Source organism: Pseudoalteromonas sp. GB56, assembly GCF_054923835.1.
The window spans coordinates 2,296,292-2,312,848 of record NZ_JBPCHK010000001.1 but is presented as its reverse complement, the minus strand read 5'-3'; the positions used below and the strand labels follow the sequence as shown (position 1 = coordinate 2,312,848).

Below are 16,557 nucleotides of genomic sequence, written 5' to 3'. Positions count from 1 at the left end.
ATGATGCAAGGAGCTACACCCCATATATTGGTAGTGGAAGACGAAACTAAAATTGCCGATATTATTGAAAAGTATCTGTTCTTAGAAGGGTACACGTCCACGCAAGTGAATGATGGTAATCAGGTGCTCACTGCAGTGGCAAGTGAGAACCCTGATCTCATTATTCTCGATATCATGCTGCCAGGCGTAACGGGTATTGAATTGTGTAAAAAAATACGCCAAACCAATGATGTGCCGATCATTATGCTTACAGCAAGAGTAGATGAAGTTGATCACTTGCTAGGATTTGGTGTCGGTGCTGATGATTATGTGTGTAAACCATTTAAACCTAAAGAATTGATGGCGCGTGTAAAAGCCATTTTGAAGCGCAGAGTGCATATCTTCGGTGCGAATAACACACTCAGTGTTGCAAATATTGTTCTGTCACAGGATGAATTCCAAGTTCATATCGATGGCACACTTGTAAAACTGACAACCAACGAGTTCAATTTACTCAAGGTGTTGATGTCGCATCCTAATAAGGTGTTTTCTCGTGAGGAGTTGTTAACGCAAACTCAGGGTAAGTACGTTGAAAGTTACGAGCGCAGTATCGACTCACACATAAAGAACCTGCGTAAAAAGCTAATAAACGTCGACCCTCGCTGCCAACACATTGAGTCTATTTATGGTGTAGGTTACAAGTTCAAGCTGTAGCAAAGTTTTTGTTAGTTTCCCGAACTTTTTACCTAGCCATCTTTTGGCGCAAAAATAGTCATTTAGATACTCAGATGGCCAGAAATCCTTGCCTTGATTGGCCGCTGCTATACACTCTGGCCTGCGAATATTATTGAGGACACACATGAAGCACTGGGTACTTATTTTTACGCTGTTGAGCGTATTATTCTCTGCAAGTTTTGACGCACAAGCGCGCAAAAAGTTTGGCTCTAAAAGAACAGGCAAAACCGAGCAAACACAAACCACGCAAAAACAACAAACAACTGACACCACAACGGTTGCGAAAAAATCGTCGACTAAAAAAGGCATTATGGGCGGCATCCTAGGTGGATTGCTCGCTGGTGGACTTATTGCTGCCATGATGGGTGATGATTTTGAAGGTGTGCAGCTATTAGAAATTCTGCTACTTGCAGGCATTGGCTTTATGCTATTTAAGTTGATCACCTCTGCGCTTCGAAAAAATCAAGCGCGGCCAGCGATGGCATCGGCCAATGGTGCCCAGTTTAGAAATCAACAAAGCTATCAGCAACCTGTGATGAACTCAGGTGCAGGGTATGGTGCACAAGCAATTCCGATGGACTTGCCTGCCAATTTTGATGAACGTGGATTCCTAAATGCGGCAAAAGATCATTATGTGGCCATTCAACGTGCATGGAATGTGAATGATTTCAATGTGATAGCTGAATACTTATCACCTGAGTTGGTGGCTGAGTTTAAGGCCATTCGTGCTGAGCAAGGTGATGTGCAAACCGAAGTCTTGTTTGTGGATGCACGTATTGTGAGAGCCAGTACGTCTGTAGCGAATTGGGCTATCAGTGTGCAGTTCAGCGGCCAATACCTTGATAAGGTTGAAAACACCAAAGAGCCCATCAACGAAATTTGGCACCTAGAGCGCCAGAACCAAGAATCGGCTCCGTGGCTTATTGTCGGTACTGAAGATTTAGTGGACTAATATCTCAGGTTGAATACAGCCAAAACATTCATTAAAGGCCGCTTAGCGGCCTTTTTTAATTGAGTTCTTGTTGCCTGAATGCGCGAGGTGAAGCACCAAAATGGCTTTTAAAACGGCGACTAAAGTGACTCACACTGTTAAAGCCCGTCTCAAAACAGACCGCCGTGACATTTTTACCTTGGCTGAGTAGTTGTTGTGCTTTATTCAGCCTTCTCACCAAAATGTACGCCTGTGGGCTCAGCCCAAAGCGCATACGAAAGGCATTAAAAAACTTGCTACGAGACATACAGGCCAGTGAACATAACGTCTCTACATCAATCATCTGCGCTAAATGTGCATCGATATAAGCCACCACCGTGTGCCATGCGCTCGCATGCGGGTCTTGCTGAGCACACTTGAGCAGTGCTTGATGATCTTGCTCACGCAGTAAACGCACCAGTAATTCTGTACTGGCAAGCTCGATAAGCAAGCCTCTATCTTGCTCATTTTCACTAAAGGCTGTCATTAAACGCTGATACACACTTTGCGTGCTGGCACTATGAGTGAGCTGCAAAGTGGGGGATTGTTCAATAGTTTCGCATGTGTTGTGGATGCGCATTTGCTGCGCCACATGGTGTAATTTCTGCGTGTCTATCTCTATGGTTAAACAGCGTGTGGGTGTAGCCAGCGTAGCGTCTGGAAAATCAATAGCAACACGTTCCGAAGGAGCAATCACAAAGCTTTGCCCTGGAGTGAAATCTCGCCCTTGGCTCACGCTTTCATGGTGCATTACTTTGCGCCCTTGAATCATGGCACAAAACATCATTTCATCCGCTTTAAATGGGATCAGCTCACTAAATTGATAGGTGTCGTACATACACAATTGCACACCGTCGGCGTTAAACACCGAACGGTGGTCAATCAGTGTATCGAGACGTTCAAGAGAATCATAGTGTGGTGTTGCCTGCATCTCATCGCTCCTGTGCTGAACACGCCCTAAGCATGGCCAAAAATTGTACGTGCAGTCAAGCAAGTTGGAATAACAATCAAGTTTTTATTTGCAAACTGAACTAGCTTTAAAGTTCGCCTGAACAGTATGACAACAAGCACTGAGTGTTCGGCACGCTTTTACATTGCAGCAAATAAGGACAACAACAATGATCTATGCAAACCCTAATTCAGCGGATGCCGTGGTGGCATTTGCTTCGCAGTATGAAAATTACATTGGTGGCCGATGGATTGCGCCCGTTGATGGTAATTACTTTGACAACACCACTCCGGTAACCGGCGAAGTGTTTTGTAAAATCCCGCGCTCCAATGACAAAGACATCAATCTCGCGTTAGATGCGGCGCATGAAGCCAAAGCCAGCTGGGGTAAAACGTCGGTAACCGAGCGCAGTAATTTATTGCTCAAAATTGCTAATCGTATTGAAGAAAACATGGAGCAATTGGCTGTTGCGGAAACCTGGGACAACGGCAAGGCGGTGCGCGAAACACTCAATGCCGACATTCCTTTAGTGGTTGACCATTTCCGCTACTTTGCAGGGTGTATTCGTGCCCAAGAAGGCAGCATCGGTGATATTGACGAGCATACCGTGGCCTATCACTTTTATGAGCCGCTAGGTGTGGTTGGGCAAATCATTCCGTGGAACTTTCCACTACTGATGGCGGCGTGGAAATTGGCACCAGCACTGGCAGCGGGTAACTGTGTGGTGCTCAAGCCGGCAGAGCAAACCCCTGCGTCTATATTAAAGTTGATGGAAATCATCGGCGATTTAATTCCGCCGGGCGTGCTAAACGTGGTCAATGGTTACGGGGCTGAAGCAGGGCAAGCACTAGCAACCAGCAAGCGCATCGCGAAAATTGCATTCACGGGTTCAACACCGGTTGGGGCACATATTTTGAAATGCGCCGCTGAAAACATTATTCCTTCGACGGTGGAGTTGGGTGGTAAGTCTCCAAATGTGTATTTTGAAGATGTGATGCAGCAAAGCGACGAGTTTATCGATAAATGTGTTGAGGGAGCGGTGTTGGCGTTTTTCAACCAAGGTGAAGTGTGTACGTGCCCATCGCGTTTATTGGTGCAAGAAAGCATTTATGACGAGTTCATCGCCAAAGTGATTGAGCGCACTAAGAAGATTAAACGCGGAAACCCACTGGATACAGACACCATGGTCGGTGCGCAAGCCTCGCAAGAACAGTTTGATAAGATCATGAGTTATTTCAGCATTGGTCGTGATGAAGGTGCACAAGTGTTAATTGGTGGCGATGCTGAGCGCTTTGATAACGATTTAAACAAAGGCTTCTACATTCAGCCAACCTTGCTCAAAGGCAACAACCAAATGCGCGTATTCCGCGAGGAGATCTTTGGCCCAGTGGTGAGTGTTACCACTTTCAAAGACGAAGCAGAAGCAATCGCCATCGCCAACGACACCGAGTTTGGTTTAGGTGCAGGGTTATGGACGCGCGATATGAACCGCGCTTATCGCATGGGTCGTGCCATTGAAGCAGGACGTGTGTGGACCAACTGTTATCATCATTACCCCGCACACGCAGCCTTTGGTGGCTATAAAAAATCGGGGGTAGGGCGCGAGACACACAAAATGATGTTGGAACATTACCAACAAACAAAGAACTTATTAGTGAGTTATTCAGACAGCGCGCTGGGCTTTTTCTAACCAATACACTGTAATAGTGGCTTTCTAAGGGCAGGAATTATCTGCCCTTTTTCTTTCTTTAATAAGCCAGTAAGCCAGCACTTTACAAGTCCGACTCAGTAACGCAGGTGATTGATTTCGATATAACGGCTTGTTACGCGTTAATTGTTAGGGATTATTATGGGTATGAAGTACGTCGAATGCTGGCTAAATGTTTTATCAATTAATACAATATTTTGCTCTTTAAATAATAGTGAGCAAGTCTTTTTGTCATTATCTACATCAAGTTGTATGCGGTAAATTCCATAAGGAATAGGAGTTAGGTGGATTGTAGTGAAGCAAGATGCTTTATTAAAAACGCCAAAATTGTTTGATGCAACCTCTAATCTATAGGAAGTATTACTATTCAAATAGAAAGTATCCGTTGTGTGATCAGGCTTTAGAATAGAAACATTTTTGGCGCGATCAAAAGTTGCAGTTTGATCAGAAGTAAAAGCATGAACATATATCGCCTCATCTGGATGGATCGATTTCTCCTCTAACGCTTCGGTACTTACTGTAACAGTAGCACTTTGGGCATTTTTAGATATCTTAGGCGTAGACACACATCCGCAAAGACCAAGAATTAAAATCCACATTATAAATCGCACTCGATGCTTTCTCCTTCAAACTAACGTCCCGCTGCCTTGTTTTGTTATACGCTATTCCGCCTGTTTTAAAATATAAGAACCATTCCACCAACTATCAGGTGTGGTTCCTCTGTCATAAGCATCGTATTGAAGGTCTATAAGCATTTTGCCATCTACAAAACGTATAAAACCTAAATACTTGTAATGACCATTTGCGGTGGGTATTTCATTTCCTCGAACGAATCCAGAGATGCGAGGAACATTTATAACTTCCGAAACTTCACTAGAGCCTCTAAAAATCAATGAAATGGAATCATGTGCCATATTGCCACGCAATCCTTTTACGGTTATGCGATATCCATTGTCTACAGCTTCATATATTGCAACTTCGTTATTATAATTTTTGGCGCATCCTGTCATAAAAAGAGCAAGTAAAACTACTATAAATCTCACTGATGTGTCCTTTGCAAGGCCCTGCTAATGGCTAAAATTTGTGAGGCACGAACAAAGCCAACTGTTATTTGTCCGCGTTTACAACCGTGTTAGGTAAAAATGCCAAACCTTGTTAGAGCTTGGGCTATAGCTACTTGTATAAAGAAAACACCGAAAGTAAAAAGAAAAGACCACAATAAAGATAAGCCGAGAAGTCTTGAATAAACAAAAGAAACGGCTATGTAGCTTGCCAGTAAACCTGAGAGTCCGCCAATTAATTTTGAACAAATAACAGCTAGTAGAGTGCCTAGAAATACCGAAATAGCGCAATATTTAAATTCATTATTTTCAGCGCCAAAGACTGTGGCTCCTATTTTAACTGGCAAAACAGTTAATAAGAAAAGTACTAAAAAAAATAGAGTCACTGATTCTGTTTGAAAACTTAATTCCATTTAAACCTCTTTTACCTAACAGAAAATTAGCGAGAATTTCGGATAAAGGAAGTTATCCACAGCCGCAAACTTTCCTACTAATAAGCTTTTTATTTATTAATACCAATAAGTTATCAGGGGTTTTCGGTGTGAGCAAGGCAATAAAGGCTCAGATAAAACGAGCGCTTACTTATTCGAGCCTCAGATGGCTCGCTATGTAATTTATTTTATCGATATTAATTAGATGGTTAGAGCGTAAGTCTGCATAAACGAGCCATGTATAAACCTTACATAGCGTGCCAAAACGGCGATAAATTACAGATTTTTACTTATACCTATTTTTGAACAATAAGTAATAAGTTTAGATTGAGGAAAAAATAGAGTTCCAATGCCTGCTTTTCGATTGGAGAATCAGCCGAATTGTGCTTGGTTTCGGCCATGATCTTTGGCGTGATAAAGGGCTTTATCTGCTCTGCCTAGCAGCTCTTCAATATTTTCATCAGTGGGTTTGATTTCACTGACCCCAATACTCGCGGTAAACCTCACTGTGTGCTCATTAATTGTGAGGGATTGTCCTGCAATGTCTTCGCGAATACGCTCAGCCAAGGTCATAGCCGCGACTGAGTCGGTCATAGGCAGGAATATAACAAATTCTTCACCGCCAATACGCCCGCATATATCTGATTGCCTGCTGTGATCACTTAAAATTTGCGCTGTTTTTTGAATGACGGCATCACCACTCGCATGACCATATTGGTCATTAATAGCTTTAAATTTATCGAGGTCAAATAACAACAGAGCACATGAGCCCGGATGGCGTAAATATTGGCTAAACACTTGATTGGCTGCTTTGAAAAAGCCACGTCTGTTGTAGAGGTCGGTGAGCGGATCAGTTAAGGATAATCGCAGTGCATCTTGTTTTGCTTGTTCTAACTCGAAAGTGCGCGCTTCCACTTTATCTTCTAACAACTTTGTTAGTTGCCGCTGCTCTTCTTTGCGCTGTACAAACACGGATTGCACAAGCAATACCGCAGACAAGGTGAACAAAAAGAAAAACTGCATAGTGACTTCTGCGGTGGCAGGATGATGGTGATAAAAGTAACCCTGGCCTTGATTACTTCCCACCCATGCTAAGAAAAAAACGAGCATATTTAAGCAGCTAGTTGAGGTGGGGGAGAGCTTTATCGCTGAATATAGCAGCGGGAACAATAGCAATGACGGCTGCAGAACAGGCAGTGAAAATTCAGCATAGTCAGGGCCAAAGATAAGGAAACAAAGCGCGATAGTAATCGTTGTAACAATAAGGAATTGATAGAAATTAGCGTTGCTAAATTGGTGCGGCCAATTTCGCCACGTTAATACTAAAGCGGGCGTTATTACAATAGCGGCTAAGGCGTTGCTGATGCTCCAGTTAAGGATCCCCATATACAAGCCGGAAAACCACTGCAAACCAACGAGCGAATACACACCAACACCAAAGACCGCTGATATAACCCCAATGGCCAAACATGCAAAAATGAATGTGTTGACCAAGGTTGATACACTGCTTAGGTGGTCATGCTTATCGAGGCGACCGTGAATGATTAAGTACGCTGCGAGTGCGGCCAGTGTATTCCCTGTTGTTGTGAACACGTTTATCACCAAATGCGCAGCAATGAAGGGACTCGTGTCGATGAGATAGAAGTGATACGTCACCACAAAGGCAGTGCCTAAGGCGACACCCAGCCATGCTCTTCTTCCAAAAATCATCATCCCCGCTAATGCAATGCCCGCTGGCGGCCATACTGTGAGGGTATTAAGAACTTGCATAGTGAATATGCCAAGAAGCAAGTAAGCAAAACAGACGATGATAGTAATTTGCCAAGTTTTAAAGTGTGCACTCATTATGTTTTCTAATTTATTTTAAGTGGGAGAGCGCCGATGGCAACGGCGATTAAGGCAATAAGTTGTTATTCCTAAAGTATTGTGGTTACATATAAATTAGGCAAATTAGAAAACCCAAATATTGCACAAAACTTGCCGAATCCTTCATTGTTGTTTGGCATTTCGCAGTTGTGGGTTCATAGCTCTAAAATAACCCCCTGACACTTTGCTTAAGGGAACAGCAAAGCAGTGTTCTTGAACGCAGTATCACAAAAGAGGGTGCTACGTGGGTGGGCGATACATACAAAAAGCGGCCCTAGTCGGACCGCTTTGTTTTATTCCTGAATAACCAATTATTTGTTCTTCAATATCCATTCGCTCAGTAAGCGTACGCCATACCCTGTACCACCTACATTTACTTCACCTTCAGCGGAACTTGCAAGAGCATTGCCTGCAATATCTATGTGTACCCAGCGGGTGTCACCTGCGAAGTGCTGCAAGAAAGATGCGGCTGTTGTTGCACCTGGGCCACCTGAACCGAGGTTCTTCAAGTCAGCGATATCAGATTTGAGCATATCTTTATAGCCAAGTGGCAAGCGCCATACGTTTTCGTTAACGACTTTACCTGCGGCCGTAAGCTCAGTGACTAGTTGGTCATCTTCTGAGAAAATTGCGCTGTATCGGTTGCCCACAGCACCGACTTTTGAACCAGTTAGGGTCGCAACATCAATCATGATTTCAGGTTTGTAATGCTCACGTGCATACCACATAGCATCGCTTAGCACTAAGCGGCCTTCAGCGTCGGTATTAACCACTTCAACGCTAAGCCCTTCTGCGGTGCGCAGCACATCACCAGGCGCAATGGCGGTGTGCGACACCATGTTAGCCGCCATACCCATGACTGCAACCACGTTTACATCGGCTTTGCTCAGTGCCATCGCTTTAACTGTGCCCAGTACCGCCGCGGCACCGGCCATGTCTGATTTCATACGGGCGATAGAAGCGCCTGTTTTGATGCTGTAACCGCCTGAATCAAAGGTAATACCTTTACCAACAAGGGCGATCGCGGCGTCATCTGAACCTTCGTAATGGGCTACAACAAGGCGTGCACCGTGCTCACTGCCACGGCCTACACCTTCAAGGGCGCCCATACCTAGCTTTTTCAATTGCTTAGGCTCAAGAATCGTGACTTTAACTCCGTATTTCTTCAATTCTTTGGCGGCGTTAGCAAAATCGACAGGCGTCATTTCACTGGCCACTTCTGAGGTTAAGTCACGAGCGAGGAATACGCCTTGCTCTACGTGGCTCAGCGCCTTATACGCATCTGCCGTTTTGGCGCTGTCATCAACTGCGAAGTGATAGTTAAGCTCCAGCTCCGGCTTTTCTTTTTTGTAAGTGTCGAAGCTGTGGTCGCGCAGGTTTGCTCCATGGGCAAATTGTGCAGCCAATTCGGTGTTGCTCAATTGACCACTGATACCTGCGAAGGCAACGTCAACATCGGCTGCTTTACTTGCTTCAAGTTTGGCGTGGATGTCACCACCTAACTTAGCCATTTGCGCCGCATCTAGCTTGTCTTGCTCACCCAAGCCAACAACCAAAATACGCCCGTAGTTTGATTCAACTGGCGCGAGTAACTCGAGAGTTGCACCATAGGCTGCGTCAAACTTTGTTGTTTGGGCTGCTTTATTAAGTTGTGCAAGCGTTGCGTGCGATAACGCGCCTGACGGTGTGCTTTGCTCCTTGGTTTGCATAACCACAAGTGTGTTAGTGTTGGTTAAACCTGAAAAATTGAATTCAGCGGCGTGCAGTTGTGCACTCAGTAGGGTTGCTGTAGCTAAAGCGACCTTGCTAATGTTACGCGACATGTTCCTCTCCAATAACGTAATGCTGATTGCATCAAAACAAAGCAATGCAATCACAGAAATTGGCGTCTTTTTACCTCATTTCTCTACATTTGATAACAAAATGTCGGTGAACACACGGGAATCGCCGTTTAATGCCCACGTACCCGCATGGCAGGCATGTTTGTTACGTGTGGTCACCACGCAGTAAGGAGTCTTTGGATTTGAGTAGGGTATAGAGTTCACCCATGAGCAATTTAATGCGCGGCACATTGATGAGTGTGGGGTGGGTCAACACCCAAATTTGTGCAAATTCCGTGGGCGCTTGTTCACTAATGAGGACGAGGTTGTTCAGCGACTGGGCAATATAGCAAGCGCCATACAGCAGCCCCATACCTTGATCCGCGGCATTGTGGCGCACCATTAAATCATCAATCACCATGCCAATTGGTGCATTTGGAAACGGGCTATGTTTAAGCCATTGTGTTCGCTGGGGTGAATTCGACGAGACCAACCATGCATAGTCTTTGCTTTGATTTTTGGTGAGGTAGTCTTTGTGTGCGTAGTAATTAACACACACTGCACCTGCTCGATGTCCCACAAGATGCTCGCTGGGCTCGTTGGCTACGCGGACAACGATATCTGCTTCACAATTATCGATATCCACTAACTGATAACTGCATTGCACACTAAGTTTCACATTGGGGTAGCGTTTGGAAAATGCCTGTAAGTCTTCAAGCAATAATAACTGTGCGATGGCGGGAGGAATCGACACAGTGATATTGCCAGAGTAATCAATTTGCTCGGCGCGTAACGTGTGTTTATCACTGTGGATTAACGCTTCAAGCTGTAAAGCTGTGTGCAATAGAGATTCGCCGGATTCAGTGAGTGCATAACCTGTAGGGGTTGTTTCAATCACCGTATTGCCGTATTTGTGATTAAATTGGGATAGCCTTCTAGCCACAGTGCTGTGGTTTATATTCAGTATTTTCGCGGCATTACGTAAGGTTTTGCCGCGATGCAGAGCCAATAATAGGCGGTAACTATCCCAATCTTCCATAATTTCCAAAATGCGCAACTAAAGTGACTTCACCCCAGTATGCGTGTGCACAGCAAAACTGGCAATACGCCAATCAGTGTGTTCTTTATAGAGCAAGTAGGTGGCGCCGACTTGGTTATACACTTCGCCAGATTCGGTGTAACGCACAGCAAGGTTGCTCGCTAGTGCGATATTGTTGTCTATCATACGCACATTCACTGTTTGCCATTGTACCTTGGTCACACCTTTATTTTTTAGGCCGTCTAAAAAGCCAGTCACTTGTTGACTAAACGCCTGTGCAGACACACTTTGAGGCGCATTTTTAGTCGACATCAACATAATGGTTGGCATGTACAGTTGGTCTATATCGCCAAGCCCTTGGCCTAGCAGATAGCCATTGTAGTGCTGCATATAATTGGCAAAAAGTGCATTAATGGCTTTTTCATCGTTCGCACTAACGGGCAGCGATTCTGTTGCGTGCACTGGGCTACATAACAAACAAATGATCAGTAAAATGAAGCCGCGAATTTTTGATATAAACATAAAGTATCCTTGAGTTGGGAGTATGGTTTATACCCTAGCAAGGTCTGTGTGAAATTCAGTGGATTGTTTTGGATTGACGGTGGTGCAAATTTGCAACACACCTAACGTGAGAGGATCGAATAGCCCCACACATACGTAAACAAAACAAAATTCAGTAATGAAGAAGCAACATGAATAAAAAACAAAAGGCTGTGCCCACATCGCGGTTTTCAAGAGCTGCGCGACTTGGCTCTTTAGCGACAAAAGTAGCGGGAAATATGCTTGTTGAAGGCGCTAAGTCTTGGGTGACAGGCAAGGGCACATCACGTAATGAGTTGTTGTTACAGCCTAAAAATGTTCAGCACTTAGCCCAGCAACTCGCGCATTTACGCGGTGCAGCGATGAAGTTAGGGCAGCTGTTATCAATGGACAGCGGCGAGTTGCTCTCAACCGAATTGGCCGACGTGCTGGCGCGGTTGCGCGCGCAAGCCACGCCGATGCCGCACAAGCAGTTGGTTCAAGTGATGCGTGGTCAATGGGGCGACGATTGGTTGGGCCATTTATCGCACTTTGAGTTGCGACCATTTGCGGCGGCATCCATTGGGCAAGTGCACATCGCCTACAGTGAAACGGGTGAGAAATTGGCGGTGAAAGTGCAATACCCAGGCATTGCCAAAGGCATTGAAAGCGATGTTGATAATCTTGCTTATTTACTGCGCTTAAGTGGCTTATTACCCAAAGATGTGGATCTACAGCCATTAATTGACGAAGCGAAACAACAACTGGTCAATGAAGCGGACTACGAATTAGAAGCACGCTACCTGCGTCGTTACTGCACATGTTTAGGGGATGATGGCGATTACCTTATTCCATCTGTCGTGGAGGCGCTCAGTTCACAGCAAGTGTTAGTAATGAGCTTCGTAGAAGGGCAAGACATCGAAGCGCTAGTTAGCGCAGAGCAGACATTAAGAAACAAAGCTGTGGAGCAGTTGCTGCGGCTATTTTTGCGTGAGTTATTTACGTTTAAGCTCATACAAACTGACCCTAATTTTGCCAACTACCGCTATCAAATCGACAACCAGCGCCTCGTTTTGTTGGATTTTGGTGCCACAAGGGAATTGCCGCAACACATCAGCGATGGTTACTTGCACCTGTTATCCGCTGCGCTTAAAAACGATAGAATGGGCTTAGCAGAAGCGGCTAAAGAAATCGGGTATTTTGGTAACGGGTTAGCACAAGAATATAGAGATAACGTTGTTGATATATTCCTACTGGCTTGTGAACCGCTGCGCCACCAAGGTGAGTACGACTTTGCTACCAGCGACTTACCAACACGCATTAAGGCTCTCGGGCTTGAGATGAGCACAGGATCAGAATACTGGCATGCGCCGCCTGTTGATGCGTTGTTTGTACACCGAAAATTAGCAGGCATTTTTTTAATAGCAGCAAAACTAAAAGCGAAAGTGGATGTTAATCAGCTCTTTATAAGCAATATTTAAATGAAAATGGTACTCGTGAACACTTGGTAATATGTTTTAAAGCATATTACCAAGCTAGATATCATAATATAAATTGGCGATTTTCAATTAAGTACCATTGGAGGTTATTCATTTAATTCTAAAAACCTTTTAGCACCTTCCATCAACATATCGGCATCTGCCCTAGTAAGATTTTTATCTCTCAAAGCATGCACCTGATTAATAAAGGACTTCACACTATTTTTTGCGTTGTCTAAAGCATGGGGCGTGCCCTTTAAATACGCCATAAGTGCATTTTCAAGCTTCACAATTAGACTCTTTTCTATACCCTTGTTGAGGGAAAGAACTTTTACTTGGGATTTTAGACGTTCTAACAATTTTTCGGCGTCTACCGTGCAGCCATTGAATTGACTACATGAATATGGGGAAGTTTCCCCAAGCGTATCTGTCATTGCGGTTGCTCTAGCTTTGAATAGAGGGTAAAGCAATACATTACTTAAAATGTAAGGACCATCTTCGCCTGAAGCACCAATTAACTCTCCAGTAAAGCCGATTGTTATGTCATTAACACCTTTTACTAGATTTATAGAAGGAATGCCTGCGTCATCTATAATCTTGCCAGAAAAGGTGCTCAATTCCGCCGAGATCCCATACCAACCCGGAATGAGTACATCAGCATTTATGGAAATATTTAGCTGGTCAAATAACCCATCCCCATCAATATCTAACGCATAATCATGCACATAGTCTGATAGCAATGTATTTTTTCTTTCAAAGGCTTTAATGTTGATAGTGCGGGTCCAACCAACATTATCCCATCGCCCAAGTGGTTCTGAGTTATGCCACAAAATTACAGATTCAATTTTGTATGGACCGTCCACACCCAACTGCTTAATGCTGTGATGTGGGAAGCTTACAGTGAAGTTATCTACTGGTAAGTTAAATACTGCGGTTATGTCGGTTTTTGAATCGTTAATTGCTGATAAAATCACCGTTAAATCATATTCGCCCTCAAGTTGAGTGCCTCTATAATTGAAAGCGATGTCTAAAGTATCAAAGTATCCATCTTTATCTATATCCACCAATGAATCTGCGTACTCTCCAGTGAGAGAAAGATTCTTAGCTTTTGAACTAAAATAACTTATAAGACTACCTTGGATACTGTTTCCTTTGCTGTCATTTTTGAAAATTTTCGCAATGGATACATAACCTCCATCCGAATCAACGGAAAAACTACCGCTGTATATCCCATCATCAGATTTTTGGTCAATTTCCTCTCCGTTATCACTTAGTGTAATAGATTCAGTGACGATACCGTGTTCATCTATTATATCGATACTTACGGTGGCGTTAATTAATGGTACAGAGTCATCGAAAAGCACAACGGAGATAGGAATTTTTTTGTTTCGTTCAATAACAAACTGATTATGCCCAATAATTATTTTGCCCGTTATATTATTTGAAGCCCCTTCAATATCAAGAAAGAAGGGCTCTACCGGCTCTTCAGACGACATAGACAATACGTATTCACCCGAATGCGCGTCATCAAGAAAGATTATAATTGAACCTGCATTTCCAAAGTGTAACTCCTCAACTTGATTTGATGGCATGACATTATTGAAAGAGACATTATAAGCTGGGGCATTTTGTGAGTTTACAATTACTCCACTTGGCAGTTTTAATGAAACATCTACTGCACTGTGCGTAAATAACTGAAATTTAATAGCGCCTCCAGTAGAGTTCACTAAAACACTAACTGCTTTGTCTGGCGTCAAATCAATTCTGTGTGAATTCTGGAGGTTTCTCAAATTGAGCTCTTGAGCTTGAAGATTACTTAGTCCAATGATTGAGCATAAGAATAAAATTGGTAAAAGATACGATTTAACAGCTTTCATCAGTTTACTCTCCACTCTAAATTAGTTAATGCTTGCTCTATTACTTTCATCTGAACGTCGCGGTCAAGGATAGTGCCATGATTTTTACCCTCAGCGTCTACTAGAGATACTTTGAATTGACCTCCAAAGGCTGCCAGCGCACTGTCAATTGTTACTTGTGTGTCGTTCCACAAGTCTCTGGCAATCTCAGGTTTAATATCCCACGCAACTTTTCCAATAACTGGTAGATCAACCCAGATGACCTCGAATGAACGGTTAAACAACAACATTCGATATAAATAGTTGGGTAGTGGAACGCCGGATAAATAAGGTACTTGATTGCCAATCGCTTCAAACTCGTCTATCTCAAATGAGTTATTTAAATCGGCATCGGCTCCGATCATTAGACTCTTGACAGAAGATGATATATAGAGGTTAGGATTAATATTACCCATTGAATGAGTGGTTAAATCACATAGGTCACTAGCATTTAAACCCCATATGGGAACGTCGTAGAAGCTGCTTAATGTTAATTTTGCGACCAAATAGTCAGCAAATGCTGAACCGTTGTGAGGGGTACCATGAGAAATATAACTATCTATCGAAAGATCAGAGTACACGGGGATATCCCCCATTTTTCCGATTCGCACTTTTAGTGGCTCTTTTTTTATGTCTCTTAGAAAAGCTTTCGTGTCTAATCCTCCTTTGCTATGGGCGATTATGTGGAAAGAGGAGGTACCATAACTTTCTGCATATTGCCGAATTGTTTCTCTCATCTCACTAGCATGAATATCCAGCGAAGGAGAAACTGTTGAATAACATTTTTGGATAGTTATATCCAACAATGAATGTGGGAATATTTCACTTGGCAAACCAAGTTCATTCAAAATTGTTTCTTTATATCCTGAAGTGATAAAAGAGTCAGGACTCCCAAACAATCCAGATGCCATACCCACTGGTGCACTTACTTCAAAATCAATGGCAGCCCAGTCTATTTCTGTAGCCCAAACTTGACAGCCGACTCCCCCTCCACTTAAAGGAATGTCTTTATTTGCGACGTCTACTTTTATAGTTATATGGTTCTCGCCAGTTTCTCCTGGTGCGCTTGGAAATTTGACTAGCTCGATAGGTACTTCAAAGCTTCGATTAAACTGCCATAGCTGGTTGTCACCGCTAAGTATCCCAATGAGCTCACCATTAAAATATACTTCGTTTTTTTCAGGTTCGAATGTTTCGGGAATGTCATCTCCATCACAATCAAATGTTGGGTTGAAGCTGTCATCAATATCAAAAGCAGGAATGTATATCTTTGCAGTTTCAGAAATCAGTCCATTATGTTTTAGGAGTACTAAGTCTCCTATATACCTTCGAACATTGATGGGAATGCCGATATCAAACTCTCCATTGCCTCTAAAGGTATATTTGTCCAAAGTAGGAGAGTCTGTATCGTTGACTATAAAAGTGTCGGAAGGCGCTTTGATTTCATCAAAGTCTATTGGTGAATTTCCTCTATGAGAAGGGTAGTTAAAAGCACTTACGCAATGTGTTGCGCAGAATAATAGGCCAAGACTTAGTTTAAGAATAATATCCATACGTCCCTCACTTGACTAAATTGTCATATGAGTGAATAGGACTTATCGTTATAAGCCAAACATTGAGATTATACGAAGTCCTTATCCACTAAACTTACTTCCGTGTACTTAACCAAAAACTAAAAATAGCATTGGCTAAGTAAATAAAGTGTTGTATGGATTTATTATTAAATCAAATTTTTATTTTAAATAAATAATTGTTCATCAGTATGGTTTTGTTTTGGGGTCAGCTTGAGATGAGGAGTTAATGTTGAATGCAAGCTTATTATTACTATGAGAGAGGGAAGTTGATGCTAAATGGTGCAACTCTGAGGTTGATTTTAGTTAAATCGATATTAGGGGGAGAAGAATGGTCGGCATAGCAGGATTTGAACCTGCGACCCCTGACACCCCATGACAGTGCGCTACCAAGCTGCGCTATATGCCGACTTCGATTGCAATACTACGCAAAAAATCCCTAATTGCAAGCAGGTGATTGACTGTTTGCTTATAAAATATTCACATCGTATTGTTTTGTTATCTTAGCGCTAAAAAGCGCTGCAAATACAGCGCCT

The 16,557-nt window shown here is 43.2% G+C and carries 14 protein-coding genes and 1 tRNA gene; 4 read left to right on the top strand and 11 right to left on the bottom strand.

Features of this window, described 5'->3' with window-relative positions; all coding sequences use genetic code 11:
* Together ACH19P_RS10880 and ACH19P_RS10875 are read left to right on the top strand one after the other, a co-directional pair.
* A complete protein-coding gene (locus ACH19P_RS10880; RefSeq protein WP_462158572.1) occupies positions 1 to 693 on the top strand; it encodes a response regulator in 693 nt (230 codons plus the stop codon).
* A gap of 145 nt (positions 694 to 838) precedes the next feature.
* Positions 839 to 1,666 (top strand): Tim44 domain-containing protein, encoded by an 828-nt coding sequence (locus ACH19P_RS10875; protein WP_462158571.1) that lies wholly within the window; start codon positions 839 to 841, stop codon positions 1,664 to 1,666.
* Positions 1,667 to 1,721: 55 nt separating this feature from the next.
* Here ACH19P_RS10875 and ACH19P_RS10870 read toward each other — a convergent pair whose 3' ends face one another.
* A complete protein-coding gene (locus ACH19P_RS10870) occupies positions 1,722 to 2,615 on the bottom strand; it encodes a helix-turn-helix domain-containing protein (RefSeq protein ID WP_462158570.1) in 894 nt (297 codons plus the stop codon).
* A 187-nt stretch (positions 2,616 to 2,802) separates the two neighbouring features.
* Between ACH19P_RS10870 and exaC the strand changes: the two genes are divergently transcribed.
* Positions 2,803 to 4,323 carry an acetaldehyde dehydrogenase ExaC gene (gene exaC, locus ACH19P_RS10865; protein ID WP_462158569.1) on the top strand — a complete coding sequence of 507 codons (1,521 nt, stop codon included), beginning with the start codon at positions 2,803 to 2,805 and terminating at the stop codon, positions 4,321 to 4,323.
* 140 nt (positions 4,324 to 4,463) lie between these two features.
* Here the strand turns inward: exaC and ACH19P_RS10860 are convergent, their stop codons facing one another.
* From ACH19P_RS10860 to ACH19P_RS10830, 7 genes are all read right to left on the bottom strand, one after another.
* Positions 4,464 to 4,940 (bottom strand): hypothetical protein, encoded by a 477-nt coding sequence (locus tag ACH19P_RS10860; RefSeq protein WP_462158568.1) that lies wholly within the window; start codon positions 4,938 to 4,940, stop codon positions 4,464 to 4,466.
* Positions 4,941 to 5,003: 63 nt separating this feature from the next.
* Positions 5,004 to 5,384, bottom strand: coding sequence for a hypothetical protein (locus tag ACH19P_RS10855; RefSeq protein WP_462158567.1), 381 nt, complete (start codon positions 5,382 to 5,384; stop codon positions 5,004 to 5,006).
* Between the two features lie 89 nt (positions 5,385 to 5,473).
* Positions 5,474 to 5,815 (bottom strand): hypothetical protein, encoded by a 342-nt coding sequence (locus tag ACH19P_RS10850; protein WP_462158566.1) that lies wholly within the window; start codon positions 5,813 to 5,815, stop codon positions 5,474 to 5,476.
* A 390-nt stretch (positions 5,816 to 6,205) separates the two neighbouring features.
* Entirely contained in the window at positions 6,206 to 7,678 is a 1,473-nt protein-coding gene (locus ACH19P_RS10845; RefSeq protein ID WP_462158565.1) for a sensor domain-containing diguanylate cyclase, read from the bottom strand.
* 332 nt (positions 7,679 to 8,010) lie between these two features.
* Complete coding sequence (locus tag ACH19P_RS10840) at positions 8,011 to 9,522, bottom strand: leucyl aminopeptidase (RefSeq protein ID WP_462158564.1); 1,512 nt, start codon at positions 9,520 to 9,522, stop codon at positions 8,011 to 8,013.
* A 163-nt stretch (positions 9,523 to 9,685) separates the two neighbouring features.
* Entirely contained in the window at positions 9,686 to 10,558 is an 873-nt protein-coding gene (locus tag ACH19P_RS10835; RefSeq protein ID WP_462158563.1) for a LysR family transcriptional regulator, read from the bottom strand.
* Positions 10,559 to 10,576: 18 nt separating this feature from the next.
* On the bottom strand, positions 10,577 to 11,080 hold the full coding sequence (locus ACH19P_RS10830) for a hypothetical protein (RefSeq protein ID WP_462158562.1): 504 nt from the start codon (positions 11,078 to 11,080) through the stop codon (positions 10,577 to 10,579).
* A gap of 170 nt (positions 11,081 to 11,250) precedes the next feature.
* Here ACH19P_RS10830 and ACH19P_RS10825 point away from each other — a divergent pair, with 170 nt between their 5' ends.
* A complete protein-coding gene (locus ACH19P_RS10825) occupies positions 11,251 to 12,558 on the top strand; it encodes an ABC1 kinase family protein (protein WP_462158561.1) in 1,308 nt (435 codons plus the stop codon).
* Between the two features lie 104 nt (positions 12,559 to 12,662).
* Here ACH19P_RS10825 and ACH19P_RS10820 read toward each other — a convergent pair whose 3' ends face one another.
* The 3 genes from ACH19P_RS10820 to ACH19P_RS10810 form a co-directional block, all read right to left on the bottom strand.
* Positions 12,663 to 14,432, bottom strand: coding sequence for a choice-of-anchor X domain-containing protein (locus ACH19P_RS10820; RefSeq protein ID WP_462158560.1), 1,770 nt, complete (start codon positions 14,430 to 14,432; stop codon positions 12,663 to 12,665).
* The gene (locus ACH19P_RS10815; RefSeq protein WP_462158559.1) at positions 14,432 to 16,003 is read right to left on the bottom strand and encodes an esterase/lipase family protein; all 1,572 of its coding nucleotides are present in this window, start codon (positions 16,001 to 16,003) and stop codon (positions 14,432 to 14,434) included. Before ACH19P_RS10815 ends, ACH19P_RS10820 begins: the two co-directional genes overlap by 1 nt.
* 350 nt (positions 16,004 to 16,353) lie before the next feature.
* Positions 16,354 to 16,430: transfer RNA gene (locus ACH19P_RS10810), tRNA-Pro, on the bottom strand.
* Positions 16,431 to 16,557 lie beyond the last annotated feature (127 nt).